This is a genomic window from Hungatella sp. SB206, from assembly GCF_051132295.1.
GTDB classification, from domain to species: Bacteria; Bacillota; Clostridia; order Lachnospirales; family Lachnospiraceae; genus Hungatella; species Hungatella effluvii.
On record NZ_CP096603.1, the window covers coordinates 4,036,387 to 4,062,010 of the forward strand.

Consider the following 25,624-nt stretch of genomic DNA (forward strand, 5'->3'; position numbering starts at 1 on the left):
TATATTCCGCTTAACCGGTTTTGGAAACCCTTCCTGCGTTTCTCTCCTTCCAAAAGCCATAGATTACGTAAATAAGTGTATAACAGGCCATAAATCCGGACACCAGCGGGGCGATGGTTCCGATGCGGAACAGATTATCCGGCCAGCGGCTGTAGACCAGCCAGATCAGAGGCATACGCAGAGCCAGGGCTCCGAAGCAGCAGCTGATCATGGTGAAAATGGTCTTCGACCTGCCATTTAAATAGCCGTTTAAACAGAACACGAAGCTGACTGCCAGATAGTCATAGCTGCACGATGTGAAAAACGGAATCCCCGCCGCTATGATATCCTGGTTATCTGAGAAAATCCCGATCATGGTCTGCGGAGACACCTGGGCCCACAGCCAGAACACTGCGGAAGCCGCCACGGCAAAGGCAAGCCCTGCCGCAAGGGAACGCTTTGCCCGCTCCGGCTTACCCGCCCCGTAATTCTGAGCGGTGATGGCCGCCAGCGCGTTGGCGATGGAGGTGGCCGGCAGCATGGCAAACACATCATACTTGCTTGCCACGCCCACGGCCGCCGCCGCATAGACGCCCAGCCGGTTCGTCACACTGGTCAGATAGAGGAAGGAGAGCCGCACCATGCATTCCTGCAGGGAAATGGGAATCCCCACCTTTGCCAGCTCCAGCGCCTTATCCCGGTCGATTTTTAAATTGGCAAACCGGAAGGTAAAGATAAACTGATTCCGGTTTAAGTACCAGATCGCACAGATCATGCTGACCGCCTGGGATCCGATGGTGGCAATGGCGACTCCCGCCACCCCCATGCCGAGGAGGCCCGTGAGCACCACGTCGCCCACGATGTTTAACACGCAGGCCAGGGCGATAAACATCATGGGCCGTTTGGAGTCCCCGTATCCCCGCAGGATCGCGCTGATGGCGTTATAGCCGCAGATAAAGAGGATTCCGCAGCTGCATATGATCACATACAGCTTTGCCAGTTCAAACGACTCCTCAGGCGTTTTCAACAGCCTTAAAATAGCCGGAGTAAAAAAGAGCATCAGAACCGTCAGTACGACCGCAGCCAACCCGAATATGGACAGCGTCGTCCCGATGGTCTTCTTCACCTCCTCCTTCGCATTCATCCCCGTATACTTACCCACCATGATGGTTCCGCCAAGCGTAAGTCCCGTAATCATGCTGGTGATGATCTGTGTCACCTGCGTTCCCGTGGAAACCGCGGCGACGCTCTCCGGCGTACAGTATTTGCCGATCACAAGCAGATCCACGGCCCCATACAGCGCCTGAATCACATTTGCAATCACAAACGGAATCGAAAATTCCAGCAGAACCCGGAACACATTTCCTTCCGTCAGATTATTTTCCTGTTTCATCTTCCAGTTCCTCCCAGTCTGCGTAACATTAACAAAGCTCTTTTCTATTACATAAAATAGACCTTCCAGCAACTGGAAGGTCAAGTTATTTCTGAAAATTATTTAATTTTTCCAATTCTGGGATAGTAACGGAAAAGAACTTTTGCCAGTATCTTCTTCTCCGGCACATAGGGATCCGGCCAGTATCTCGCGTCTGCGGAGTAATTCCGGTTGTCTCCCAGCATCAGGTAACAGCCCTCCGGCACTTCAAAATGATAATCATCGGAATCCATCGCCTCCCGCAAATACGGCTCGTCCTGCAGGGCTCCGTCAATGTACAGCTGATTGTCCCTGATCTCCACCGTCTCTCCGGGCAAACCGATGACCCGCTTCACCAGTCGTGTTTCCTCGCTGCCGGGTCCTGTCTCATGATCGAAAATAACAATATCTCCCCGCTCAGGATCTCCGCCGAGCTTATAGGCCAGCCTGGAACCGATAATCCGGTCTCCTGTCATGATCGTCGTTTCCATGGAACCGGAGGGCACCGTGCTGTTCGCTATAATGAAGGTGTTGAGGAAGAACGCGATCGCCGCAGCTGCAATGATGATCTTCACCCATTCAAATATTTCTTTTTTCAGATCAAACGGCTCTTCCTGTTCCTGTAACTTTTCTTTTTTCTCTCTCATGTCTGCACATTTCCTTTGCTGTTCTGTTTTCTTTTCCTATTCTACCACAAAATTTACCTTTCGTTCAGCCTTTTCACATAAAATTAACATTTATTTTTGGCTAACCTCCTGATAATCCCCTTTTTGGTAGAATAAAGAGTCCGGCTTGCCGGACTCTCGCGCCGGAGCGCAGTCACTTCAGCGGCCCAGGACGAACTTTCCTATGAAATAGTAAAACAGCCGGAACGGTCACCCGCCCGGCTGTCTCTCTATCGTGATTACTTACACAGTTTCTTGAATTCGTCAGCTACGAACTGTACCTGAGGACCAACAATAACCTGTACGCTGGTCTTTCCTGGTCTGATTACGCCTGCAACGCCTGCAGATTTAATCTTCTTCTCGCTAACCTTTGTGTAGTCCTTGATTTCCAGTCTTAATCTGGTAATGCAGTTATCTACACTTGTTACGTTCTCTTTGCCGCCAAGACCTTCCAGTATGATTGTAGCGATCTGGGTATAATCATTGTTGGCTAATGTAACTTTTGACTCATCCATGTCAAGTTCATCATCATCTTCACGGCCAGGAGTCTTAAAGTTGAATTTAACAATGGCAAAACGGAATACCACATAGTAAATCAAACCGTAAACTAAACCTAACGGAAGCATAAACAATGGATTTTCAGCCATTGGAGCCTTCATGCTCAGCAACCAGTCAACGAAACCTGCGCTGAACCAGAAACCGGAACGGACTGGAAGTAAAGCTGTGACTGCCAGTGAAATACCTGTTAATACAGCATGGATTAAGTATAATCCTGGTGCAAGGAACATGAATGCGAATTCCAGAGGTTCTGTAACACCTGTAAAGAAGGAACAAAGTGCGGCTGCGAATAATAAACCATAAGCATTTTTCTTCTTACCCGGTTTTGCGGTCTGATACATAGCAAGAGCTGCAGCCGGTAAACCAAACATCATGACTGGGAAGAAACCAGACATGTACATACCTGTCTGTCCGTAAACCGCACCATCGACAGTTCCCCAGAACTTGAACAGATCGTTAATACCAGCAACGTCAAACCAGAATACGGAATTCAGCGCATGATGTAATCCGAGCGGAATCAGCAGTCTGTTGAAGAAGCCGTAAATACCAGCGCCGATCGGGCCTAAACCGATGATCGACTCACCAAAAGCTACGAGTGCGGAATAAACAATCGGCCAGATAAAGAACAGAATCAGAGAAGCAACGATCGATACCAAAGCCGTTACAATTGCGACACTGCGTTTACCGCTGAAGAATGCAAGTGCATCCGGAAGCTTCGTGTTCTTGAAGCGATTATAGCAGGTAGCGCCAATCAAACCACTTAAGATACCAATAGCCTGATTGTTAATTTTTGAGAATGCTGCATTTACTTCTGATACATCAATTCCCTTTAAGGAACCTACTACTGCAGGTGAAAGAATCTGCTGAATCATCAGCCATGATACAATACCGGCTAAAGCCGCTGTACCATCGTTGTCATCAGCCATACCGATTGCAACACCGATTGCGAACAGAATCGCCATGTTGTCAATCAGCGCACCGCCTGCCTTCACAAGGAAGAACGAAAGCGCGCTTGGCGTACCGAGTCCCGACATTACATTCGGGTCAATCCAGTAACCGATACCCATCAGGATACCAGCTGCAGGTAAACACGCTACGGGGAGCATCAATGATTTACCAAGTCTTTGCAAATACTTCATCATAATAAAGAAACCCCTTTCTTTTTTGTCCTAACGGACATTATTTATCTGATCCTGTGCCCATCACAGGTTCAAATCATATCTGGTCCAGCACCTCTAAAAGTGCTTTCTCTGCCTCTTCCTCATCGGTTCCCTCGAACCTGAACCGAAGCATCTCTCCTTCTCTGATCTCGAGACTCATCAGAGCCAGAAGATTCTTTCCATCCACCGTTTCCCCTTCCGCGGCAACGTCAATCCGGCATTCGTATTCTCTCGCCTTCATGAACAGCCGTGAAGCCGGCCTTGCGTGAAAGCCCATAGGGTCTTTCACTTCATATAAGAACTCCCTCATAGATCTCCAGCCCTATAATTCGATAATCGGATCCAGTTCCTTAACCTGCATGCCGGTATGGCATACCATATCCGGATAATTCGGCGTGTTGCATACAATGATTGGTGTGATCACATCGTAGCCAGCTTCCTTGATCGCGTCGATGTCAAACTCCACAAGGAGCTCTCCCGCCTTGACATGCTCTCCCTGCTTCTTATAGGAGGTATAGTGCTCTCCCTTTAAATTTACGGTATCAAGGCCCACATGGACGATGATCTCAGCGCCTCCGTCAGTCGTTACGCTGACTGCGTGCTTTGTCTCAAACATAACTGTCAGAACACCGCTGGCCGGAGCCACGATTCTTCCCTTTTCCGGAATGATAGCAACACCCTTTCCGAGTATTTCCTGACTGAAGGTCGGATCGCTGACCTCGCTTAACGGTACCGCCTTTCCTTCTACCGGCGCAAGGATCTTCTCTCTCTCCTTCTCGCCTCCTGAAAACATCTTTTTCAATGAACTAAACATGTTTCCTCAATCTCCTTTCTTCTCCTTAAATTCTTATTCTCTTAATATGGACAGCCAGATATGCCGTTTCTTCCTCGGTCACATCATGGTGGTAGGTCACCTGGATATAATCCTTCAGCTTCAGACTGCACGCGTATTCTTCCGGATACATCTGACTGATCAGCTGGTTGAATTCCGGATTCTCACTGTTTAGCATCTCACCTCCGATAATCCGCTGAGCCAGGAAACGAAGATGCGTGACAAAACGCTGGTAATTCAGCGAAGTTTCATCTAAATCCATGGAAAAATATTCTTTCACGATTTTTACAACATTCTGAATTAAGGTTGTAATATCAATCGTGTCCCGCATGGCTGTATTATATTCCGCATTTACTATATGAAGCGCGATAAATCCCGCCTCGTCCACCGGAAGTGTAATTCCAATCCTTCGCTCAATCAGGGCCACGGCGTACTCGCCGATTAAGTACTCTTCCTTGTAGAACGTCTTGATCTCGTTTAACAGCGGATTGGTAAACATCATCTTCTCTTTAAATCGTTCGATGGCAAAATTAATATGATCTGTCAGTGTAATATAGATGCTTTGGTTCAATCGCCGGTTCAACACGCTTTTCGCATAATTGATGATCTCCGTGGATGCCTGAATGTGCTCCAGAGGCAGATTCGCCAACAGCTCTTTAAACTTATCCGTGCTGTTCTGGCTGTCTAGCCGGAAGACCTTCTCGATCTTTCCATCTGGAATCTCTTTCCCGGGCTTCATTCCAAACCCCAGTCCCCGGCCCATGATAACGACTTCTTTTCCATCCGCTTCTATGGCACTGACAATGTTATTGTTGATAATCTTGTCAATTTTCATACTTCACCTACAAATAAAAAAACCAATTTTGCCAGCGAAAATAAAATTATATTTTCATTGATCAAAATTGGTTTTGCCTGCTTACCAGTAACAATCCATCTCGTATTAACTTAATTCATACTATACCAGAACTCTAGGAAAAAGTCAACAAATTATTTAGACATTTTTTATACTTATTTAATAATTCCTGATTTTTTATTGTTTTTCTCGAATTCCATACGTAATTTTTCAATGGATTTCTTCTCGATCCGGCTGACATAGGACCTGGATATTCCTAACATATCAGCGATCTCCCGCTGGGTGTGCTCCTTTCCTCCGTATAGTCCGTACCGCATGCCGATCACCTTTTTTTCCGTGTCTCTGAGACAGTGGTCAAACGCATCGTACAGTTCCTTGATGTCCTGGCTCAGGATGATGGTCTCCAGAGCCTCCTTGTTCTCCATCTCTATGACATCCACCAGGCTGACGGTCTCACCATCCTTGTCTACTCCGATGGGCTCAAATAAAGACACCTCTTTTGAATATTTTTTATTAGCACGAAGGAGCATGAGGATTTCATTTTCCACACACTTCGCGGCGTAGGTGGCGAGTCTTGACCCCCTGTCCGTGTGAAACGTATTGACGGCCTTGATCAGACCGATGGTTCCGACAGACAGGAGGTCCTCCATATCATAATCCGTATTCTGATACTTCTTGGCCACATGCGCTACCAGACGCATATTCCGCTCGATGAGTGTGGCTCTCGCCTCCTGATCCCCTTCCTGGTATCGTTCCAGACACTCTCGTTCCTCTCGCGCAGTTAAAGGTTTGGGAAAAGTTTTCAAAGAAAGCCGCCTTAAAACTTACTTACTCTCATTTTATGCCGTCTTTCCTTTTAAAGTGCTTTTACAAAAAATATAGGCTTATACTTCTTTTTATTTTCCCTCGTTTTTACCTTTTTCGCGTCTCTTCCCACCTCATATAGCCGAAACAGATGACGATGGACACGAAGGAAGCCATTGGCGCGGCAAGTCCCATGGGAAATAAGCTGTCCCCTGCGATCAGGCTGAAGCCGTAGGTCGCCGGAATCCGGACAAGAAAGGTCGCGATCATGCTGTGGATAAACGGGACCAGCGCGTTGCTCCTGCCGCTGAAATACGAGTTGATGCAGAACACGAAGCTGACCAGGATGCAGTCATAGGAGTACGACCGGAGGTACTGGGCCGCCGCCAGTATGACGGCCTCGTCCCTGGAGAACACCGCCGTGACCAGCGGCGCAGAAAACTGGACGAAAATACAGACTGCGATCCCAAAGATCAGGGAAAAGCCGATCCCGTACCAGAGCGCCCGCTTCGCCCGCTCCGGCTTCTTCGCCCCGATGTTCTGCGCAGTCACCGTGGTCACCGCCGATGCGATAGCGCTTGGTGGCAACATGGCAAAAGAGATGATCTTCTCCACGACTCCCACGGCGGCAGACGCGGTCAGTCCCATGGTGTTGATGATCGTTGTGATAATCAGGAATGAGACGTTGACCAGCGCGTCCTGCAGGGCAAGTGGAAATCCTACCTTGAGGATGGCGGCGGCCGGTTTCCTGTGGAGTCTTAAGTGACGCCGTCCAAAGGGGAAGGAAAATCCTTTTTTGTACATATATGCCAGGGCCGCCAGGAAGCTGACTGCCTGAGCGATGACCGTGGCGAGAGCCGCTCCGGCAGCCCCCATGCCCATCCAGCCGGTGAACAGGAAATCGCCGATGACATTGACGATGCAGGCCAGGCCGATGAAGATTACCGGAGTCCGTGAATCTCCGATCCCGCGGAAAATTCCGCTGACGCCGTTATATCCGGTGATAAACGGAAGTCCGCAGGAACAGATGAAGATATAGCTGCGCGCCGCACTGACCGCCTCTGGCGGGGTTTTCATCAGGGCTACAGCCCCATTAACGGCAATCAGCATCAGCGGGGTTAAGACAAGGGCCATCAGGCCGAATAAGACGGCGACACAGCCCACAGCCTCCGCCGCGCCTTCCTCGTTCTTCTCTCCGATCTTCTGACCGATCAGTACAGTCCCGCCCATGGATATTCCCAGGATGATCCAGGTGACTGTCTGCATCACCTGGCTGCCGATCGCCACGGCGGATACGGACGCGGAAGTCGAAAACTGTCCCACGACAAATAAATCGACGGCTCCATATAACGCCTGAAGAAAGTTTGAGATGAGAAATGGAACGGCAAAGCGCAGAAGCGCCGGGGCCAGTTTTCCCTCTGTCAGTGTGTTTTGAGTGGTTGAATTCATATAAAGGTACCTCCTGAGCTTTCTTTACTACGTAAAAAAGCCGGATAAAATATCAGGATTTCCACCTGACATCTTATCCGGCATATAAAATTCAAACGATTTATATCCCTCCGATGAACCACTAATATTTTATCAAATATCTTCGATTTGTCAATACTTTGCCTCGTTTTTTGTCTTTTCTTTTGTCTTACTTTGTCTCCGCTAAAACGCAGATTATTAGTGGTGGAACAGACGGATCCCCGTAAATGCCATCGCCATGCCGTATTTGTCACACGTCTCAATCACCTGATCGTCACGGACAGATCCGCCTGGCTGAGCCACATACTTCACGCCGCTCTTATACGCCCGGTCAATGTTGTCACCGAAGGGGAAGAACGCATCGGAGCCGAGGGCCACATCTGTCATCTGGTCCAGCCACGCTCTCTTCTCCTCTTTTGTAAATACCTCTGGTTTTTCCTTGAAAATACTCTCCCATCTGCCGTCTGCAAGCACATCCATATAGTCCTCGCCGATGTAGACATCAATCGCATTGTCGCGGTCCGCGCGGCGGATGTTGTCGACAAAGGACAGATTTAAGACCTTCGGGCACTGACGCAGGAACCAGTTATCCGCCTTGTTTCCTGCCAGTCTCGTACAGTGAACGCGGGACTGCTGTCCTGCGCCGATGCCGATGGCCTGGCCGCCCTTTGCGAAGCAGACAGAGTTGGACTGGGTATATTTTAAGGTGATCAGGGAGATAATCAGATCAATCTTCGCGGAATCCGGAATCTCTTTATTGGAAGTCACAACTTCCTTTAACAGTTCCTCATTGATCTTCAGTTCGTTTCTTCCCTGCTCAAATACAATGCCGTACACTGACTTGCGCTCGATCGGCTCCGGTCTGTACGCGGGATCGATAGCGATGACATTGTAATTGCCGTTCTTCTTGGACTTTAATATCTCCAGTGCCTCCGGCTCATATCCAGGAGCGATGACGCCGTCGGAGACTTCCCGCTTGATGATCCTGGCCGTATCCGCATCGCAGACGTCGGACAGGGAGATGAAATCACCGAAGGAAGACATGCGGTCCGCGCCTCTCGCTCTGGCATAGGCGCTGGCTAAGGGCGAAAGCTCTCCCATATCGTCCACCCAGTAAATCTTTCTTAATGTCTCGTCCAGCGGAAGGCCCACGGCCGCTCCCGCCGGAGACACATGCTTAAAGGAAGCCGCGGCCGGAAGTCCTGTCGCCTCTTTCAGTTCTTTTACCAGCTGCCATCCGTTGAAGGCATCCATGAAATTAATATAGCCCGGACGGCCGCTCAGCACCTCGATCGGCAGATCTCCGTTCTTCACGAAGATTCTGGATGGTTTCTGATTTGGGTTGCAGCCATACTTCAGTTCTAATTCGTTCATCGCTTTTTCTCCTTTTGTATAAAGAATTACTGGTTTTTATTCACAATGCGTGTCTCATACGCACCTGTGGCAATCGTAATATACCGTACAAACAGGGATACCTTGTTGTCCTCGTTTAAATTCTCCCACAGCAGGCTGGTGAACGCGTCGATGTCGTCCATGGTTTCCACCCGTTTGGGCTCGCCTTCAAAGCTTGGAAGCGGATTGCCGTCATGCATATACGTATGGATGAAATGGCCCTCTCCGGCAGCAGGATTCTCGTAGGCAAATGTATAGCGGCAGCAGGAATCAGGATTTCCGTTGCTGCTCTTTAAGATGGACATGGCATAATTATAATGGCCCTTTTCCTGGACATCACAGTCCGTACAGCCCTTCACATGCATAATTCCAGAGATCCGGGGCGTATAGTTGGGGCTGTCCGGCTCAAACTCACGGCTTCTTAAGGACTGCTCGAATGTCATCTGCTTATCCATGCCCTCATAGATCGTATCTGTCTGGTCTCCGTTGGTTACGATCGTCTTGTTCCCAAGAACACGGACAGGTGCGTAGATGATCAGGCTGGGATCGGTAAGCTTCGCCGGATCGAATGCCTGGGTACGGATTCCCTCCCCGTCCTCCACGAATACGCGGTTGCGGCTGTTCTCGCTTCTTCCCATAATAAAGTAAGCGGCCACCGCCTTTGTTCCATCCGGTGTCTTTCCGATGATAATCCCTCTTCCTGGATAGGAATTGCCTTTCAAATCGTCCTTCAGTGAAATCATGTTCATCTTCTTTCCTCCTAAATAGTGGTATCGTCCGAAATTCCTATTACACAAAAAACCGCCTGGATACCCCAAAAGCGGTGCCCAGGCGGTCGGCTTCTTATCGAACGTGCTCCCCGTGGTATCTCTCCACTTATCCGCCAGTCGCACGTCACTCTGTCACATATCATATAATATTCCGGTCTGAAATGCAAGTATTTTTTCCCGTACTTCCTACTCGTTCCGGATTGCCGCAAGCGGGCTTAGCTTCATGGCTCTCAGCGAAGGGAAGAAGCCCGCCGCCATACCGACAAATATGGCAAATCCCACTGCCGATACCGAAAGCCACGGTGGAATTCTGGATAAATCTCCTTCTATGCCCACCAGAAACTGGCCGGATAAAAACTTATTGGCAATAAAGGAGATTCCATAGCTTAAGACAATTCCGATCACACCTCCCATGAAACCGATAAAACCGGATTCCAGCAGGAACATGTTCCTGATATTGCCCATGTCGCATCCGAGGACCTTGATAATACCGATCTCCTTCGTACGCTCATAGATCGACATCATCATGGTATTGGCAATACCGATGGCCGCTACGAACAGGGACACGGCGCCGATGCCGCCCAGCACGGCCTGCACCATGTTGGACTGCTTCTGGGACTGTTCCAGCCAGTCCATGTTGCTGTTGGCCTGGAATCCCATATCGTTGATGATCTTCTGCACCTCGGTGACATTCTTCATATCATCCACTTCCACCACCGCCTGCTCGTAGACGAAGTAATTAAAGGGCTTCCCCTTCTTATTCGTCGGCTGGTTTGGAATCGGTTTCTTCTTAAATACCTGCTTTAGCTGGGATTTCAGCATGTCGATGTCCACATACACACTGTAGCTGTAGTTGTTCCAGTCCTCCAGTCCGCCTTCCACCAGGCCCGAGGTCGGCAGCAAATACTTCTTGGGAGCCTTGACCGGAGTTCCTCCCTCCGTCGTGCTTCCGTTCTGGCTCTGATAATAGGCATCCGTATCAAAAATCACGAAAATCGGCTTATTCATGAAATCGATATCCGGGACGTCGTCTCCGCTCATGCCGTACCGGTTGCTCCTGGACTTCGGATTATAAAACTGTCTGGGCACCATGTTGCCGACCACCATCTGAAGCTCATTGCCGCTGGTATCCGGCACAGTCCCCTCCTTTAAGGGGATCTTTTCCATATATTCCTTTGTCACACCGGTAAGGTTGACATTCGCCTGGTAGACGCCCTGACGCATGATAACGTACGTCGACAGGATCGGCGAGACTGTAGTCACGTGGTCCAGCCTTCGAAACTGGTCCATGACCTCATCCGTCATATACTTCGGATCCTTTCCGTCATCGGAACCTCCCCACATGGCGTCAGAATAGATGGATATCTCCGTCAGGCTGCCGTAGGAGGCAATCTGCTCCATAGTGAGTTCATTTAAACCGATACCCAAAGAGACCATGACCACGATGGAGGCTGTACCGATTACAACCCCCAAAACGGTCAGGAATGTTCTGAGCTTTCTTCGTCTTAAATTGTTCACACTCATGGAAAGCAAATCACTAAATCTCATCGTCTATTTCCTCTTCCTCTGCTGCCTTCTTCTTTTTCCGTCTCTTAACAAGGATAATGCCTGCCGCGGTGCCGGCCACAAGCACTGCGATTACCGCTGGAATTATGAACTTCTGGTATTTCTTAATGCCTGTCGGTTCCGCGTCTGCCGGAAACGTGCCCATGTCATCCGTCATATCAAAGTCCTGATCCACAGCCTCCGTTACCATGAGCGTCATCTCTTTTTCGATGGGGTCGCTGACTACTCCGTTCTCATCCTCGTAGGTGATCATAATCTTGATCTTGCCGTCATCCGCGGTGGGGGCGATGCCGGACAGCATGGCGTCCACGCTGCCGGATTCTCCCGGCTTGATATTGCCTACATAGGCGTCTGTCTTCTGGACGGAATCGCCTAAGAAGGTTACCATCACGTTATAAAGAAGGACTTTGCCTGTGTTGTTGATCTGGAACATGACATTGGATTCCGCTCCGACAGAGATGGAGTCCGGCATGATATCGATGGTGCCGGTGTTAAGCCGTGCCATCTGCTTCACCGGAATGTCCACCGTTACTTTCTCCTCGGCGTTCTTGAATTCCGGGCTGTCGTATTTCTCATTGATCGTAATGGCGTAGGTTCTCTGATCCACCCAGGCCCCTGCCTTCATGCGGATCTTAAGCTCTGTGCTCTGCCCTGCCGCCAGGGAATTCACCACGATGGAGGAGGAACCGGAGTCTGTGGTAAATACCGCGCTGTCCGTCACCTTCTCGGATTCCAGGGTAAATAAGATATTGCTGGCAGCCACGTTCTCAGATGCGTTCTTCATGCGGAGAATCAGGTCGAAATCATCGCCTGCGTAAACCACCTCCGGAATCGTCTGGAATCCGTCGACGATCAGTCTGGCCTTCGTTCTGTCGTTGGCGTTAAACTCTCCCGTCTCCTCTTCCTTGTCCTTGTTCTGAACGTGTACGTAGAAGATGGATTTCGCTTTCTGAATATCGCCCTCGGTGCTGTCTCTGTATTCGATCGTAAAGGTGATCGGATAGTATCCAGTGTACGACTCCTTGCGGATAGCCATACTGTAGGATACCTCCTGGCTCTCACCGCCGCCGACCCGGTCAAAATGTCTCACGTAGTTTCCGTCATTGATGTTAAAGGGGAATTTTGTGCTGTCTTCGCTTAATCCCATGCGAACGTTGACATCAAATGCCGTAATATTCGACGCGTTGCGTAAGTTTACGGTAAAATTCATCACATCCGGATACTGGCCGGATGGGGTGGACTGGTTTTCCCCCAGCTCAAAACGGATCGATCCGTCGTCGTCTCCCGATTCCGTGGTCCCGCTGGACTTTGTGATCCAGACGTTGATGTGGTCGGTCGTAGCGTCGCTGCCATTGGCCTTGACGATGATCGGTACGGAATAATAGCCCTCGGCAATATCTCTTCTGACCCTGGCAGATAAGGAAACGGTTTTGGTAGCGCCTGCCTTTACAGAGCCGATCACCTTAGCATCAAAGATGCTGGAGGTAATCTCAAACGGGAACACGGAACCATTATACTTAGTGTCCTCATCCGGATCTTCCGCCGCGTCGTATTCACTGTCCACTGCGCTGTCGTCAAACCGCACGGACACTCCCTGTAAATCCTCGCTTCCCTTGCTGTTGTCAAATATCATGCTGATGGTCATATTCTGACCGGTCTTTCCGGTCGGAGTCTTCTTGACATCGAGATACTTATTTTTCTGTATCCCGTACTGCGCTCCCATCGACTGAAGCGGCACAGCCCCCAGCACTACCAGTACGGCAAGCAGCCCCGCCAGTACCCTATTACCTGTCTTCTTCATTCTCTGTATCCTCCTCGGTATCATCATGGTGTTGTTCTTCGATCTTGAAGATCTTGCCGTCTACTATATGTAACTGCCGGTCGGCAAAGCCGGCAATATAATTATCATGGGTTACCATGACAAGCGTCTGATTCTGCTCCCGCACAATCTTTCTCATCAGCCCCAGAATCTCCTTCGTCGTCTTCGAATCCAGATTACCGGTAGGCTCATCCGCGAATATGATCTGCGGGTCCACGGCCAGGGCCCTGGCGATTCCCACTCGCTGCTGCTGTCCGCCGGACATCTCGTTGGCCATGTGCTTCATCTGTTTCTCCAGGCCGACCAGCTTAATATACTTCACTGCCTTCTCGTTCCGCTTCTTCCTCGGGACTCCCCGGAAAGAGAGCGGCAGAGCCACATTCTCCACGGCGTTCATCGTCTGAAGCAGATTATAGGACTGAAAGATGAAGCCCACATGCTTCCGCCGGAAGGCGACCAGCTGGTTCTCCGTCAGCTTCTCAATATGCTTCCCGGCAATGATAATCTCCCCCTTCGAGGGCTTCTCCAATCCGGCCATCATATTAAGAAGAGTAGACTTTCCAGAACCGGAGGGTCCGACAATCGCACAAAATTCTCCTTTATATATCGTAAAGTCGACCCCTCCCAAGGCATAGACCTTGGTGTCGCCGACTTTATATACTTTGTAGAGATTTTTTACCTGAATCATAGGTATCCTCTTACTCTTCTCTTCCCTGTTTTCTTCCGCCAAAGCAGATACCTCCTCGCTATGAGCACTTAGCGCCCTTCTTTTCTCATACTGCCATTATACAACAGGTTTTCCATCCGGTCTTCCTTAATTTTCTTAAAGTTCCTTAAATATTCCTTACAGGCACTTTTTTTGCAAAAAACTATGGAAATATTTTATAAGATACTATATAATGGGGAAAGGATTTTAAGACATTGGATAAAGGAGATTCTTATGAGACATTTATTAAACCCATTAGACTTTAGTGTGGAAGAAACCGGTCAGCTGCTCGATCTGGCAGACAACATTGAACATCACCTTTCGGAATATTCCCACGTATGTGACGGAAAAAAATTAGCGACATTATTTTATGAGCCAAGTACAAGAACTCGTTTGAGTTTTGAAGCAGCCATGTTAAATTTAGGTGGCAGCGTACTCGGCTTTTCTTCTGCCGATTCCAGCTCGGCAGCAAAAGGCGAGAGCGTGGCCGATACGATCCGTGTGATTTCCTGCTACGCCGATATCTGCGCCATGAGACATCCGAAAGAGGGCGCTCCGTTAGTTGCCGCCACCCATTCCGGAATTCCGGTCATCAACGCCGGTGACGGCGGCCATCAGCACCCGACCCAGACACTTACGGACCTGCTGTCAATCCGTTCCTTAAAGGGCCGTCTTCATGACCTGACCATCGGCCTCTGCGGCGATTTAAAGTTCGGCCGCACCGTTCACTCCCTGATCAACGCCCTGGTTCGCTATGAGAACATCAAGTTCGTCCTCATTTCCCCGCCGGAGCTGCGTGTACCGGAATACATCAGGGAAGACGTTTTAAAAGCGAACAATATCGAATTTGTGGAAATGGACAGCTTAGACGAGGCCATGCCTTCTCTCGACATTCTCTACATGACCCGCGTACAGAAAGAACGTTTCTTCAACGAGGAAGATTACATTCGTTTGAAAGACTGCTACATTCTCGATAAGAACAAGATGAAGCTTGCCAAGGAAGACATGTACGTTCTTCACCCGCTTCCCAGGGTCAACGAAATCTCCGTAGAAGTAGACAACGACCCGAGAGCCGCCTACTTTAAACAGGCCCAGTACGGCGTATACGTGCGCATGGCCCTTATTATGACATTACTGGAGGTAGAAAAACCATGTTAAATATCAGCGGATTAAACGAAGGCATCGTATTAGACCATATTCAGGCCGGCAAGAGCCTGGACATCTACTATAACCTGGGACTGGACAAGTTAGACTGCCAGGTAGCGATTATCAAGAACGCAAGAAGCAACAAGATGGGACGCAAGGACATCATTAAGATCGAAGGCGGTCTGGACCATATTGATCTCGACATTCTCGGCTACATCGATCACAACATCACGGTCAACATTATCCGCGACAATCAGATTGCGGAAAAGAGGACCTTGAAGCTTCCGAAAAAGATCACCAATGTGATCCACTGCAGGAACCCGCGCTGCATCACCTCCATCGAGCAGGAGCTGCCGCACATCTTCTATCTTGCGGATTCGGAGACCGAGACTTACCGCTGCATGTACTGCGAGGAAAAGTACTCCAAATAAAACAAAAAGAATCATGACAGGGGAACTGGCACTGGCATGATTCTTTTTTACTTTCTGAAAACCTGTTATTTCTTATCTGCCCAGCTTTTTATTCAGTTCCTTCGTCTCGGCCAGCCGCACCAGGAATGTTCCCACATAGATAATCACATAAATGACAAGGAATGCGGGCAGCATCACTCTGGCACTGGAAATCCAGCTGGCGGAATAGTTGAGAAACGTTCCAACTGTCACCGCCAGGGCAAAACAGAGGCAGAAATGTATAACGGTGCGGATCAGCAGATTGCCAAAATCCATACACATAATATGGGAAATAACCGTAAACAGCGCGGACGCCGCCAGCCATACGAGAATCTGCTTAAGCGTTCCATCCATGCCGCCCATAACTGCCAGGGACACCGTACACACAACGGCCCCGATTCCAATGCCTGTAAACAGATACGTCAAAAATCCTTCCAATCGTTTCATATTATCTTCCCTCCATAATATATTTTCTAAAATCCTTCATGTAGTTTCTGGAAATGAGCAGCTTTGTTTTTCCATCTTTTAAAAATGCAGTGTAATTCCCGCTGAACTCCACCTGCACAAAAGCGACCATGGCTGCGTTGATCACGGTACTTTTGCTGATCTGAATAAATCCCCTGTGGCGAAGCTGCCGGGCCAGCTCATAGAGCCTTCCTTTTGCCTCATAGACTCCGGATTCCAGATATGCGCAGACTTTTCCGCCCTCCGTGAGAAAATAACTGATCTCCTCCGGCCTGAAAAAATATTCCTTCTCTTCCGCATACAGCGGTATCTGGGAAATACCTCCAGCGCCGCCTAATAGCTCCAGCAGCTGCCTGACTTCCTCGCTTCCGCTTCGTCCGCGTATGATGACCTCCGGCTCTTCCATGTCTCCCGGTTCGATGATAATTTTCATATTCTTCCTCCCTTCTGATGTCATTGTATACCACCCCTTCTGATTTGTCTCACCAAATGCGTTGAGTGGTATTTTTTTGCCTGTAAGATGTATTTTTCTATTACTGATTAAAGAGTCCGGCTCGCCGGACTCTCGCGCCGGAGCGCGGTCGCTTCAGCGGCCATATTTCCTAAGCGCGGAGTGCGCATACCCGATAAAGCGGGGCACGCTGTCTCCCGGAGTTTTTTTGTTTCATAGGACGAACTTTCCCAATGAAACAAAAAAATGCAGCTGGCCGGAGCCTGTCCCAGCCAACTGTATGGATTGTCACGGTGACTCATGCGCAGAGCGTGCGAGTGATCGTTATGTATTTTCTTTTGTATATCCTGCCTTCCAGAACTGAAGGATCAGGGTCACCGCGCCGCTGACGGCCAGAAAGCCGTAAAAACTGATTCCCCTGCTCAGCATCATCATGGGAAATACATTGCCTGCCGCCACCATGCCGCTGTATAAAAGCATGAAGCTGCCCTCCGATGCGCCGACTGATCCCGGCAGCGGAACCGCGGTTACCGCCAGGCTTAGAATTGCCTGAACCGCCAGAAACTCAAACGGCCCCACATCTCCGATCCCAAGAGCCAGACAGGCAAAATATGGGATCATAAACAGCGCCGTCAGCCTCAGCGCCGTCAAAATTACCACTTTCACGAAGACCAGCGGATATTTGCGGAAGCATTCGCCGCCCCTGCTGTACTCGTCAATCAGGTGCTCCGCCTTCCGCTCCATCTTCTTTCTGTCCTTAATGATTCTCAATTTAACCGCAATCGTAATGCCAATCATTGCAATGCGCTCCACCAGCGCCCTCTTTAGAATCACCAGCAGGATGCCAAGGGAACAGATGCCGTTCACTGCGATGCCGAATATGAGCAGCCACTTGATCAGTCGGCCCTGGCTCTGCACATACGGATACTTCACGATTACCATGACCACGCCGTACACCAGAACCATCAGCTGGTATACCGCGGCCAGCGTAAGGAGGGAAAAGGAACTCTGGGCAAAGCCGAATCCATCCCGCGTCATATAATAAAGCTGCATGGGCTGTCCCCCGGTTGCAGACGGGGTGATCGCACTGAAATAAAAATCGGCGAACGAATACCCGGCCGCCCGAAAAAACGGAACCTTCGTCTGAAACGATCCCATCAGGGTCCTGATGCTTTCTGCCTCACAGATCAGATAGACAGCCATACAGGCCACGCCAAGCCCCACAAATCTCCAGTCTGCCCTGGAAAAAACTTCGTACAGCGCCTCCGGCGAGTGGTCCTTGAACAGAATGTGAAACGTCATCCAGGACAGCACCGCCAAAACCGCCAGACAGATCAGCATCTGCCTCTTATGCATTCTCTTTTGTTTCAATATTGTCACAACCTTCCAGGATTTACTGAGTACTATTATAAACCTTAAATAATAAAATCCTGTGAAATAAAAAAGCCTTCTGCCGCATGGACCTGCAAAAAAACGGAATGCAGACCCGCATGGCAGAGGGCTTTTTCATTCATATTTTGAGTAAGACGATAAGCCGGGTTATGTCGTTGAATGGCCATCTATCTAGGCCTGCCGTCGCCGGCAGGCTCAAGCAACCTACCCGAAAGCAGGCGGGCCGCCTTATGCTCTCTGTTCGGTCTTGCTTCGAATGGGGTTTACATGGACCCCTCCTGTTACCAGGAGAGCGGTGGTCTCTTACACCACCTTTCCACCCTTACACCGGCATGCCGGTGCGGTATATTTCTGTTGCACTTTCCCTGGAGTCGCCTCCGCCAGACGTTATCTGGCATCCTGCCCTGTGAAGCCCGGACTTTCCTCATCTGCAGCCTTTCGGCATTACAGCTGCGGCCATTTGTCTTACTCAAAACGTTGTTAGTTTACCACAGATTTGGGATTTTGTAAAGACCAGTTCTCTATATCGTTATCAAACCGCACAAAAGCATCATAACCGGGATCGTCACGATAGAACTTGCTGTGGCCAAACCGAATATCTCAGAGGCGTAACCGGAATTCCGGTGGAATTTCAGGGCGAAAAGTGTGCCGGTGGTGGCAGTTGGGCAGGATGTGGCCAGAACAACTACCGTCGTGACCATATCGTCGAGCCGGAAAGCCTTCAGCACCAGAAGGACAGCGACCGGTATGACGAGCAGACGGATCGCACAGATGTAATAGATCTGCACCTTCATGAGCAGGGCGCGGATATCGCTTCCTGCGATGGAGACACCGGCTACCAGCATGGCCAACGGCGTATTCATATCGGCAATCGCTGTGAGCGGCTCCAGAATAACCGCGGGAAACCGGATGCGCGCAAGGTAACAGAACAGCCCCAACACCACTGCCACGATGCAGGGCGATCGAAGGGCCGTCATAAATGATTTAAAATCCTGTTTCCCGGTCATCAGGATGACTCCGTGGGTCCATACCAGAACGTTGAACACCGTTATGTAGGCGGTCGCATAGAAAACGCCGTCGGCTCCGAACAGTGCGCTCACCAATGGAATCCCCATAAAACCGCAGTTGGAGTAGATCGAGGATATCCGCTCAACCTCCCAGTCCGTTCTTCCCTTTTTCACCAGAAAGGACGCGATCGCGATGGCCACTGCGTGGCTGACCGCCGCCATTAAGAACGCGGCCAGCAGCCCGTTTAGCTTCTCCGGATCGAAGGCTTGCTGATAGGATGTAAAAATAAGCAGCGGCGACACCAATAGAAGAAGAATATCCGATAGCTTCTCATTGGTGTGTCCGCTTATCAGACCAATCCGGTAACAAATTATCCCAATAAGCGCCATGACAAACATGACGCTTATCTTTTCCGCAGTAATAACAGCCAGTTCCACGCTTACTTCCTCACTTTACAATCCATTTTCTTTTGTATTCGGTGGCTGCTGTCATACACGAAAGCAGCTTCCTCCGATAAATTCCCGTATAATCGAGTTATTGGGAATAGTCTCGCTGTTTACGCCCAGGAAGTAATCCAGGAACTTAAGCAGACGTTTGGCTTCCATATACTCTTCCGAATCCCTGGGGATTCCAAACAGAAGCGGTTCCGCATACTGCTTTAAAACCGCCAGCTCATATACTGTGGCGGAGTTGAACATCATATCGGCGGATTCCTGGAACGGGAAGATATACTGCTCTTCCCCACGTCTCACCGTCGGCCACATGCGGATCGTATCCTGAGCAGATGCGCCTCTCGTCCTGGCATCCCGGACCATACGCCGCAGCAGGCGGCAGTCGGTGGTAGGAATCCGGTTATGCTCGTCAACGTTGAGCTGCGTCAGCGCACTGACGTAAATACGGAATTTGCTTTCAGCCGGAAGGGAATAAGACAGCCGGTCATTTAAGCAGTGGATGCCCTCGATTACCAGGATGTCGTCTCTGCCCAGCTTTAACATGTCTCCGTGGTATTCCCGCATCCCTGTTTTGAAATTATAGCGCGGCATCTCGACGGTATCTCCGGCCAGAAGGGCCATCATATCCTTATTAAACTGTTCTACGTCGAGGCACTCCAGCACCTCGTAGTTATAGCTTCCGTCTGGATTCTTAGGGCTGTCTGCCCGGTTGACAAAGTAATCATCCACGCCGATCGGATGGGGGATCATCCCCTGTGCTTTCAGCTGGATGGACAGCCGGTGGGAAAAGGAAGTCTTTCCGGAAGATGACGGGCCTGCGATCATGACGAACTTTTTATCCCGTTCATACGTGACCTTCTCCGCGATCTCCGCAATCTTTTTTTCCTGGAGAGCCTCCTGAATCAGGATCAGCCGGCTTATGTCTCCCTTCGCGATCACCTCGTTCAGCTCCCCGACATGGGAGACGTTCAGGCGCTCGCCCCATTTCACACTTTCCTTTAACACCTGGAAAAGCTTCTGTTTCTTCTCAGCCTCAAAAATGGGAACCTCCTTGGGATTCTCCTTCTGAGGGAGCATCAGCATGAAACCGTCGTCGTATAAAACCAGATCAAAATACTTGATATAGCCGGTGTTCTGCACCATGTAGCCATAGTAGTAATCTTCAAAACCGCCGATGCTGTAGATGTTGACGCGGGAGACACGGCGGTAGCGGAACAGCCGTTCCTTGTCATACATGCGGTGTCTGTGAAACAGTTCAATCGCATCGTCCGTATTCTCGCTCCGCTTCATGATGGGAATCTTCTCTTCCACGTACTCATGCATCCGGGCCTTCACACGGTCAATCAGCTCTTCTGTCAGCGTAAAACTTCCATGTGGTTCAATATAGTAGCCTTTTCCGAGGGAAAAATCCACTGTGACCTTCTCGATCTTCTCCGCTCCCAACACGTCGTAAAATGCTTTCAGCATCAGGAACGTAGCGCTTCTATGGTATGTCTGGATTCCCGGCTGGTCTCTTCCTGTGAAAAATTCCAGCCTGCAGTCAAACTTTACCTTTTTATGAAGCTCCCGAAGCTTACCATTGATCCGCACAAGCAGAATGTCGTCCTCGTACTGCGGCTGATATTCCTCCGCAATCTCCAAGTACGTCGTCCCGTTCGGATATTCTTTTGTTACATCACCGATTGTTACTAATGCCATCTCTTACCTCCTTGTTGATTGCACGATGCGGTACCAGGCTGTCAAAGCACGGCTGCAGGAAATGCCGCCGCTGTTTTGTGGATCTCCAGGCTGTCTCCATACTCCCGTTCCAGGTAATCCGCCATAAATCCGATAAACAGATGCTCCAGTCCATAGTGTCCGGCATCCAGAACCGCCAGATGATTCGCCGCCGCATCGATACCTTCATGATGCCCGATATCGCCTGTGATCAGGACTTCGGCGCCGGCCTTTTCCGCATAGGCAATGGAGTTCTTTCCGGAGCCGGGAGCAATCGCTACTCGCGTTACCGTCTCATCCACGGCGTGTTCTCCATAAACGGTAATAAACGGCAGACCGAACCGCTCCTTAACGAACAGGGCCAGTTCCTTTAATGTCATCGTATAAGGAAGCTCTCCCACCTTGCCGATACCATATGGAACAGGCTTTCCGTCGATCTCCATGGTGCCCATCACCTCTAAAACGTCCGGTTCCATAAGGCCCAGCCGCCCGGCGGCAATATCCGCCATACAGCCGGGAGCTGCGTCGAAATTGGTGTGCATGGCGTAATAATTCACATTGTACTGGATTAAACTCATCACCCTGAGGGCAATGAAATTATCGTCATTGACCTTTTTTAGCGGTTTAAAGATAAGCGGATGGTGTGTGAGCAGAAGATCGGCCCGCATCCGAATGGCTTCCTCCACCACCTCGTCTGTGGCATCCAGTGCGATTAAGATCCTGTGAATCTCCTGCTCCTTCCATCCGATGAGCAGGCCCACATTATCCCAATCACAGGCGCAGCCAGACGGCGCCAGTGTCTCAAGCTTCTGTATCAGTTCCAAGCATTTCATCTTGTGCCTCCTTGTTCCAGGCCAGCATGGCTTCCATCTCCCCGCGGCGCTTTAAGGCCGCTGGCGTGTCGCTGTCCTTCAGTGTATCCAGAATCTGTTCCAGCTGTTCCTGTTCCTTCTTAAGAAATTCTGCGAGAACGGGACTCTTCTGACGGATCAGCCGTCTTCCGTACAGGTAATGCGGCTCGGAGGTATAATCCCAGGAAATGCCGTCCCGTGTCACCCCCATCACCGTATAGTATTTTCCATCTTCCTTCATCATAGTCTCCCGAACAATGGAAAATGACTCTTTTTCCAGGAAACGGCGCACTTTATCCAGTTCTGACTGCGGGGAAAGGACCCAGTATCCGATGGTGTCCCAAAGCCCCCGCCCTTCTTCCAGAATATGTATGATCAGTTCCCCGCCCATACCCGCGATCACGACGCAGTCCGCTTCCCCCGTTTCAAGCCCCGCCAGGCCGTCGCTTAAGCGCACATCAATCCGGCTTCCGAGTCCAGCATCCTCCACATGGGCTCTGGCGCGTTCCAGCGGGCCTTTTCTCACATCCATGGCTACCGCATGCTCCGCCTGACCTTCCCTGACTAAGTAAATGGGAACGTAACCGTGGTCCGTCCCTATATCAGCAATGTTGCTTCCTTTGGGAACAAAGGAAGCAACTGTTTCTAACCGTTTTGATAATTTCATATATTCAGCTCCAATATCAGTCGTCTAAATAATCTTTCAGCTTTTTGCTCCGGCTTGGGTGGCGGAGCTTCCGCAGGGCCTTGGCCTCAATCTGACGGATTCGCTCTCTCGTCACGTTGAACTCCCTGCCCACCTCTTCCAGCGTCCTCGGTCTTCCGTCGTCGAGACCGAACCGCAGGCGAAGTACCTTCTGCTCCCTCTCTGTCAGGGTGTCAAGGACCTCCATAAGCTGCTCGTGAAGCATGGTAAAGGTAGCCGCGTCCGCCGGGACCGCCACCTGATCGTCCTGAATAAAGTCACCCAAATGGCTGTCTTCCTCTTCGCCAATCGGCGTCTCTAAGGATACCGGCTCCTGGGATACCTTCATGATCTCCCGCACCCTTTCCACCGGCATGTCCACTTTCAAAGCGACCTCTTCCGGTGACGGTTCCCTGCCCAGCTCCTGCAAAAGCTGCCTTGAAACCCGCACGAGACGGTTAATGGTCTCCACCATATGAACGGGAATCCGGATGGTACGGGCCTGGTCTGCAATCGCACGCGTGATCGCCTGACGAATCCACCAGGTCGCATAAGTACTGAATTTATAGCCCTTCCTGTAATCGAACTTTTCCACCGCCTTGATGAGCCCTAAATTCCCCTCCTGAATCAGATCAAGGAACTGCATGCCGCGTCCCACATACCGTTTGGCAATGCTGACGACCAGCCTTAAGTTGGCTTCCGTCAGTTTCTCCTTGGCCAGTTCATCTCCAAGCTCGATTTTCTTGGCCAGTTCAATCTCATCATCGCTGGATAAAAGCGGAACCTTGCCGATCTCCTTTAAATACATACGGACAGGATCCTCAACGCTGACGCCCTCCGGAACAGAGAGATCGATATGTTCCATATCGATTTCTTCTTCTTCCTCCAGCTCTTCCTCGATAAATAAATCGGGATCCAGCTCTAAGTCCTCGTCTTCATTGATCTGAAGAACGTCCACTTTATTCGTCTCCAGGAAATCATAAATCTGGTCCAGCCGGTCTGCATCCAGCGTAGTACCAGTAAAGAAATCGAGCACTTCCTGATTTTCCAGAACATTCTTTTTCTTTTTCGCCAGCAGAAGCAGCTGATTTAACTTTTCCTCAAAAGCAGCCAGTTCTTCTGCGGCCCTCAGTTCTGCCTCCCTGGCCTCGTCCACCTTCTTTGATGATGACAGCTTCTCTGCCGTTCTCTTAACATTCTCGCCCATGTTCTTCCATCCTTCCACAGCTTGCCTATAGTGTTCACCCTAATCCAGTGAAATATGCAGATTTTTCAGCGCCGCCTGCTCCTTTATGATTCTCTGCAGCTCCTCGATCCCCGCTGCGTTGCGGCTGGCATAATCGAGGCTGTTCTTTTTCACCTTCATGATCGTTTCTGAAAATGCCTTCTTCTGTTCTTCATTATCCAGGGATTCTTTCAGGCTCGCATTAAAAAGTCCCGCAACCACCCGGTACTGTTCTTCATCGTTAATAAAATGATTTAGGATTTCTGCCGGATTCAAATTCCCGGCGGCGTGTCCGTCAAATACCATCCTGGCTACCTGATGGTACAGATCTTCAATAAAATCATCGGGAGTGATAATTCCCTCTATCTTGTCAAACAGGAACGGATTCTCGATCAGCCATGTGAGGAGAAGCCTCTGGGACTGATTTCTTCCGTCTTCCCTGTCCTTTTTCTTCTTTCCTGCAGTATTCTCTTCTTCCTCCCGCGGAGCCACCGGACCCAGTCTCGCTCCCATGCGGTTTACCAGACGTTTTAGATCTTCGTAATTGATGAAAAATTCCCGGGACACGGCCTCTAAATAGTTCTCCCGCTCCAAGGCCTCCGGAAACTCACAGAGCTTCTTCGCCACCTGGTTATAGAACTCGGTCTTCTGTTCGGGGTCATCCATCTCGTAGTTTCTCTTTAAAACGTCGATTTCAAATAAAAAGCTGTTTCTCGCCTGCTCAATCCGTTCACGGAACGCTTCAGCCCCCATGTTCTTGATGAACTCGTCGGGGTCTTTATGCGGCTGCATGTTCAGTACCCGGATGGACATACCCACGTCGCGCAGAATCGGAATTGCCCTCAGGGCCGCCTTCGTTCCCGCTCCGTCGCTGTCGTACGTTAAAACCACCTTATCCGTGTAACGTTTTAGCAGCGCCGCATGCTGCGTCGTAAAGGCCGTTCCCAGCGACGCCACCGCATTGGTGAAGCCGGCCTGGTGCATGGCGATGACATCCATATAGCCTTCGCAGATTAATATGTATTTTTCCCTGGAAAGTCTTGCATAGTTAAGGCCGTAGAGATTCCGGCTCTTATCAAACAGCTTCGTCTCCGGAGAGTTTAAGTATTTCGGTTCCCCTGCGCCCATGACACGGCCGCCAAAACCGATGACACGGTTGTTCACATCCATGATGGGGAACATAACGCGGTTCCAGAACTTGTCATGGGCTCCGCGCTCCTCGATGGTAACCAGACCGGTCTCCTTTAAAATCTTGTCGTCGTATCCCTTTGCCCTTAAATACCGGTACAGATCGTCACTGGTCTTATTGGCAAAGCCGAGTCCGAAGTGGCGTATGGTATCGTCGGCCAGCTGCCTGTCCCTCAAATACCGGTACCCCACCTCGCCCTGCGGATTCGTAAGCTGGAAATAGTAATAATTTGCCGCCATGCGGTTAATCTCCAGCAGGGCCGTCCGCAGATCCGCGGCCTCTTTTGCTTCCTTGCTGTACTCCTGCTTCGGGAGCGCCACGCCGGCCCTGTCGGCCAGCATCTGAAGCGCTTCCATAAAGGAATAATTCTCATATTCCATCACAAACGTAATCACATTGCCTCCGGCGCCGCAGCCAAAACAGTAATACATCTGTTTGGAGGGCGACACGGAAAAGGAAGGTGATTTCTCATTGTGAAACGGGCAGAGTCCAAAGTAGTTGCTCCCCTTCTTCTGCAGCTTCACGTAACCTGAAATCACATCCACGATATCGTTTTTCATTCTGACTTCTTCTACTACTTCTTCCGGATATCGCATGAAATTTCACACCTCCC

General features: G+C 50.1%; 24 protein-coding genes, 1 other RNA gene and 1 riboswitch. Of the genes, 2 read left to right on the top strand and 23 right to left on the bottom strand.

Annotated features, from left to right (window positions below; genetic code table 11):
* Positions 1 to 10: 10 nt before the first annotated feature.
* The 13 genes from M1L66_RS17730 to M1L66_RS17790 form a co-directional block, all read right to left on the bottom strand.
* Positions 11 to 1,372, bottom strand: coding sequence for an MATE family efflux transporter (locus M1L66_RS17730; RefSeq protein WP_434687390.1), 1,362 nt, complete (start codon positions 1,370 to 1,372; stop codon positions 11 to 13).
* A 98-nt stretch (positions 1,373 to 1,470) separates the two neighbouring features.
* Positions 1,471 to 2,037, bottom strand: coding sequence for a signal peptidase I (gene lepB, locus M1L66_RS17735; protein ID WP_187023885.1), 567 nt, complete (start codon positions 2,035 to 2,037; stop codon positions 1,471 to 1,473).
* A 257-nt stretch (positions 2,038 to 2,294) separates the two neighbouring features.
* Complete coding sequence (gene nagE / locus M1L66_RS17740) at positions 2,295 to 3,755, bottom strand: N-acetylglucosamine-specific PTS transporter subunit IIBC (protein ID WP_187023884.1); 1,461 nt, start codon at positions 3,753 to 3,755, stop codon at positions 2,295 to 2,297.
* A gap of 73 nt (positions 3,756 to 3,828) precedes the next feature.
* Positions 3,829 to 4,083, bottom strand: a complete 255-nt coding sequence (locus M1L66_RS17745) for an HPr family phosphocarrier protein (RefSeq protein ID WP_002603876.1) — start codon at positions 4,081 to 4,083, stop codon at positions 3,829 to 3,831.
* Between the two features lie 12 nt (positions 4,084 to 4,095).
* Complete coding sequence (locus tag M1L66_RS17750) at positions 4,096 to 4,587, bottom strand: PTS sugar transporter subunit IIA (RefSeq protein ID WP_002603875.1); 492 nt, start codon at positions 4,585 to 4,587, stop codon at positions 4,096 to 4,098.
* Positions 4,588 to 4,612: 25 nt separating this feature from the next.
* The gene (gene licT, locus M1L66_RS17755) at positions 4,613 to 5,440 is read right to left on the bottom strand and encodes a BglG family transcription antiterminator LicT (protein ID WP_434687393.1); all 828 of its coding nucleotides are present in this window, start codon (positions 5,438 to 5,440) and stop codon (positions 4,613 to 4,615) included.
* Between the two features lie 173 nt (positions 5,441 to 5,613).
* A complete protein-coding gene (gene sigK / locus M1L66_RS17760; protein ID WP_002603873.1) occupies positions 5,614 to 6,264 on the bottom strand; it encodes an RNA polymerase sporulation sigma factor SigK in 651 nt (216 codons plus the stop codon).
* Between the two features lie 106 nt (positions 6,265 to 6,370).
* Positions 6,371 to 7,711, bottom strand: coding sequence for an MATE family efflux transporter (locus M1L66_RS17765; protein WP_434687396.1), 1,341 nt, complete (start codon positions 7,709 to 7,711; stop codon positions 6,371 to 6,373).
* 216 nt (positions 7,712 to 7,927) lie between these two features.
* A complete protein-coding gene (locus M1L66_RS17770; protein ID WP_110324224.1) occupies positions 7,928 to 9,103 on the bottom strand; it encodes a phosphoribosylaminoimidazolecarboxamide formyltransferase in 1,176 nt (391 codons plus the stop codon).
* Between the two features lie 26 nt (positions 9,104 to 9,129).
* On the bottom strand, positions 9,130 to 9,870 hold the full coding sequence (locus tag M1L66_RS17775; RefSeq protein WP_434687398.1) for an IMP cyclohydrolase: 741 nt from the start codon (positions 9,868 to 9,870) through the stop codon (positions 9,130 to 9,132).
* 69 nt (positions 9,871 to 9,939) lie between these two features.
* Positions 9,940 to 10,022, bottom strand: a riboswitch (ZMP/ZTP riboswitch).
* A gap of 55 nt (positions 10,023 to 10,077) precedes the next feature.
* Positions 10,078 to 11,439 carry an ABC transporter permease gene (locus M1L66_RS17780; RefSeq protein WP_002603869.1) on the bottom strand — a complete coding sequence of 454 codons (1,362 nt, stop codon included), beginning with the start codon at positions 11,437 to 11,439 and terminating at the stop codon, positions 10,078 to 10,080.
* Positions 11,429 to 13,258 (bottom strand): CARDB domain-containing protein, encoded by a 1,830-nt coding sequence (locus M1L66_RS17785; RefSeq protein ID WP_434687401.1) that lies wholly within the window; start codon positions 13,256 to 13,258, stop codon positions 11,429 to 11,431. Before M1L66_RS17785 ends, M1L66_RS17780 begins: the two co-directional genes overlap by 11 nt.
* Positions 13,242 to 13,964: an ABC transporter ATP-binding protein gene (locus tag M1L66_RS17790; RefSeq protein WP_187023921.1), complete on the bottom strand. Its 723-nt coding sequence runs from the start codon at positions 13,962 to 13,964 to the stop codon at positions 13,242 to 13,244. Before M1L66_RS17790 ends, M1L66_RS17785 begins: the two co-directional genes overlap by 17 nt.
* A 252-nt stretch (positions 13,965 to 14,216) precedes the next feature.
* Between M1L66_RS17790 and pyrB the strand changes: the two genes are divergently transcribed.
* Positions 14,217 to 15,140, top strand: a complete 924-nt coding sequence (gene pyrB, locus M1L66_RS17795) for an aspartate carbamoyltransferase (protein WP_002603866.1) — start codon at positions 14,217 to 14,219, stop codon at positions 15,138 to 15,140.
* Positions 15,134 to 15,559, top strand: coding sequence for an aspartate carbamoyltransferase regulatory subunit (locus M1L66_RS17800; protein ID WP_002603865.1), 426 nt, complete (start codon positions 15,134 to 15,136; stop codon positions 15,557 to 15,559). Before pyrB ends, M1L66_RS17800 begins: the two co-directional genes overlap by 7 nt.
* Before the next feature lie 72 nt (positions 15,560 to 15,631).
* Here M1L66_RS17800 and M1L66_RS17805 read toward each other — a convergent pair whose 3' ends face one another.
* From M1L66_RS17805 to dnaG, 10 genes are all read right to left on the bottom strand, one after another.
* Complete coding sequence (locus M1L66_RS17805) at positions 15,632 to 16,024, bottom strand: DUF3021 family protein (RefSeq protein ID WP_187023880.1); 393 nt, start codon at positions 16,022 to 16,024, stop codon at positions 15,632 to 15,634.
* A gap of 1 nt (position 16,025) precedes the next feature.
* Positions 16,026 to 16,475 carry a LytTR family DNA-binding domain-containing protein gene (locus M1L66_RS17810; RefSeq protein WP_434687404.1) on the bottom strand — a complete coding sequence of 150 codons (450 nt, stop codon included), beginning with the start codon at positions 16,473 to 16,475 and terminating at the stop codon, positions 16,026 to 16,028.
* 342 nt (positions 16,476 to 16,817) lie between these two features.
* The gene (locus M1L66_RS17815) at positions 16,818 to 17,864 is read right to left on the bottom strand and encodes a lysylphosphatidylglycerol synthase transmembrane domain-containing protein (RefSeq protein WP_434687406.1); all 1,047 of its coding nucleotides are present in this window, start codon (positions 17,862 to 17,864) and stop codon (positions 16,818 to 16,820) included.
* A gap of 143 nt (positions 17,865 to 18,007) precedes the next feature.
* An RNA gene (gene rnpB, locus M1L66_RS17820) (RNase P RNA component class A) lies at positions 18,008 to 18,357 on the bottom strand.
* Between the two features lie 49 nt (positions 18,358 to 18,406).
* Complete coding sequence (locus tag M1L66_RS17825) at positions 18,407 to 19,330, bottom strand: AEC family transporter (RefSeq protein WP_434687408.1); 924 nt, start codon at positions 19,328 to 19,330, stop codon at positions 18,407 to 18,409.
* Positions 19,331 to 19,381: 51 nt separating this feature from the next.
* Positions 19,382 to 21,043, bottom strand: a complete 1,662-nt coding sequence (locus M1L66_RS17830; RefSeq protein WP_187023877.1) for a nucleoside kinase — start codon at positions 21,041 to 21,043, stop codon at positions 19,382 to 19,384.
* Positions 21,044 to 21,084: 41 nt separating this feature from the next.
* Positions 21,085 to 21,894 (bottom strand): Nif3-like dinuclear metal center hexameric protein, encoded by an 810-nt coding sequence (locus M1L66_RS17835; protein WP_434687410.1) that lies wholly within the window; start codon positions 21,892 to 21,894, stop codon positions 21,085 to 21,087.
* A complete protein-coding gene (locus M1L66_RS17840; protein ID WP_187023875.1) occupies positions 21,863 to 22,579 on the bottom strand; it encodes a tRNA (adenine(22)-N(1))-methyltransferase in 717 nt (238 codons plus the stop codon). Before M1L66_RS17840 ends, M1L66_RS17835 begins: the two co-directional genes overlap by 32 nt.
* Positions 22,580 to 22,595: 16 nt before the next feature.
* Positions 22,596 to 23,804, bottom strand: coding sequence for an RNA polymerase sigma factor RpoD (gene rpoD / locus M1L66_RS17845; protein WP_002603857.1), 1,209 nt, complete (start codon positions 23,802 to 23,804; stop codon positions 22,596 to 22,598).
* A gap of 39 nt (positions 23,805 to 23,843) precedes the next feature.
* Entirely contained in the window at positions 23,844 to 25,607 is a 1,764-nt protein-coding gene (gene dnaG / locus M1L66_RS17850; protein ID WP_434687413.1) for a DNA primase, read from the bottom strand.
* Positions 25,608 to 25,624 lie beyond the last annotated feature (17 nt).

Bases quoted from the DNA above. Each gene is read 5' to 3' on its own strand.
- pyrB (WP_002603866.1), top strand. From the start codon at position 14,217: ATGAGACATTTATTAAACCCATTAGACTTTAGTGTGGAAGAAACCGGT.
- M1L66_RS17830 (WP_187023877.1), bottom strand. From the start codon at position 21,043: ATGGCATTAGTAACAATCGGTGATGTAACAAAAGAATATCCGAACGGG.
- licT (WP_434687393.1), bottom strand. From the start codon at position 5,440: ATGAAAATTGACAAGATTATCAACAATAACATTGTCAGTGCCATAGAA.
- dnaG (WP_434687413.1), bottom strand. From the start codon at position 25,607: ATGCGATATCCGGAAGAAGTAGTAGAAGAAGTCAGAATGAAAAACGAT.
- M1L66_RS17770 (WP_110324224.1), bottom strand. From the start codon at position 9,103: ATGAACGAATTAGAACTGAAGTATGGCTGCAACCCAAATCAGAAACCA.
- M1L66_RS17750 (WP_002603875.1), bottom strand. From the start codon at position 4,587: ATGTTTAGTTCATTGAAAAAGATGTTTTCAGGAGGCGAGAAGGAGAGA.
- M1L66_RS17745 (WP_002603876.1), bottom strand. From the start codon at position 4,083: ATGAGGGAGTTCTTATATGAAGTGAAAGACCCTATGGGCTTTCACGCA.
- rpoD (WP_002603857.1), bottom strand. From the start codon at position 23,804: ATGGGCGAGAATGTTAAGAGAACGGCAGAGAAGCTGTCATCATCAAAG.
- nagE (WP_187023884.1), bottom strand. From the start codon at position 3,755: ATGATGAAGTATTTGCAAAGACTTGGTAAATCATTGATGCTCCCCGTA.
- M1L66_RS17800 (WP_002603865.1), top strand. From the start codon at position 15,134: ATGTTAAATATCAGCGGATTAAACGAAGGCATCGTATTAGACCATATT.
- M1L66_RS17840 (WP_187023875.1), bottom strand. From the start codon at position 22,579: ATGAAATTATCAAAACGGTTAGAAACAGTTGCTTCCTTTGTTCCCAAA.
- M1L66_RS17810 (WP_434687404.1), bottom strand. From the start codon at position 16,475: ATGAAAATTATCATCGAACCGGGAGACATGGAAGAGCCGGAGGTCATC.
- M1L66_RS17785 (WP_434687401.1), bottom strand. From the start codon at position 13,258: ATGAAGAAGACAGGTAATAGGGTACTGGCGGGGCTGCTTGCCGTACTG.
- M1L66_RS17730 (WP_434687390.1), bottom strand. From the start codon at position 1,372: ATGAAACAGGAAAATAATCTGACGGAAGGAAATGTGTTCCGGGTTCTG.
- M1L66_RS17775 (WP_434687398.1), bottom strand. From the start codon at position 9,870: ATGAACATGATTTCACTGAAGGACGATTTGAAAGGCAATTCCTATCCA.
- M1L66_RS17780 (WP_002603869.1), bottom strand. From the start codon at position 11,439: ATGAGATTTAGTGATTTGCTTTCCATGAGTGTGAACAATTTAAGACGA.
- lepB (WP_187023885.1), bottom strand. From the start codon at position 2,037: ATGAGAGAGAAAAAAGAAAAGTTACAGGAACAGGAAGAGCCGTTTGAT.
- M1L66_RS17805 (WP_187023880.1), bottom strand. From the start codon at position 16,024: ATGAAACGATTGGAAGGATTTTTGACGTATCTGTTTACAGGCATTGGA.
- M1L66_RS17765 (WP_434687396.1), bottom strand. From the start codon at position 7,711: ATGAATTCAACCACTCAAAACACACTGACAGAGGGAAAACTGGCCCCG.
- M1L66_RS17790 (WP_187023921.1), bottom strand. From the start codon at position 13,964: ATGATTCAGGTAAAAAATCTCTACAAAGTATATAAAGTCGGCGACACC.
- M1L66_RS17835 (WP_434687410.1), bottom strand. From the start codon at position 21,894: ATGAAATGCTTGGAACTGATACAGAAGCTTGAGACACTGGCGCCGTCT.